1 protein-coding gene and 1 tRNA gene are annotated in these 479 nt (G+C 47.2%); one reads left to right on the forward strand and one right to left on the reverse strand.

The window, feature by feature from the left end; genetic code table 11:
* Nucleotides 1-168: 168 nt before the first annotated feature.
* Nucleotides 169-244, forward strand: a tRNA-Glu gene (locus tag CYR52_RS22205).
* 50 nt (nt 245-294) lie between these two features.
* Here CYR52_RS22205 and CYR52_RS22825 read toward each other — a convergent pair.
* Nucleotides 295-479: hypothetical protein (locus CYR52_RS22825; protein WP_206602394.1), on the reverse strand; the 185-nt coding region annotated here is incomplete at its 5' end.

Genomic DNA, 479 nt, shown 5'->3' on the forward strand with positions numbered 1-479 from the left:
GTAGGGGAACCTGCGGTTGGATCACCTCCTTACCTCAAGATATTTGACCGTGCAGTGCCCACAACAGATTGTCTGATAGATGTATTGAGCAAGCGCACCTGTTGATGCGATGAGTCTCTGACTCATGCTGATACGAACGGCACGGCTTCGGCCTGGCTGGTTATTCGTGTCCCCATCGTCTAGAGGCCTAGGACACTGCCCTTTCACGGCTGTAACAGGGGTTCGAATCCCCTTGGGGACGCCATACCGGTAATGAAGTGAAAGTCATTATCCACCATATCGTAAAACTGACTGTTAAGTCACTTTTACGATATTGCTCTTTAACAATCTGGAACAAGCTGAAAATTGAAACATTACAGCATCCATTACTCTCCGTAGTGTATGACCTTCGGGTGATACATAGAGTAATGCGAAGCCTGTAATAGAGTCTCTCAAATAATCACGCTCGCGGATGGAAACATCTTCGGGTTGTGAGGTTA

This window comes from Chimaeribacter arupi (genome assembly GCF_002858805.1).
In the GTDB taxonomy this organism is placed as follows: domain Bacteria; phylum Pseudomonadota; class Gammaproteobacteria; order Enterobacterales; family Enterobacteriaceae; genus Chimaeribacter; species Chimaeribacter arupi.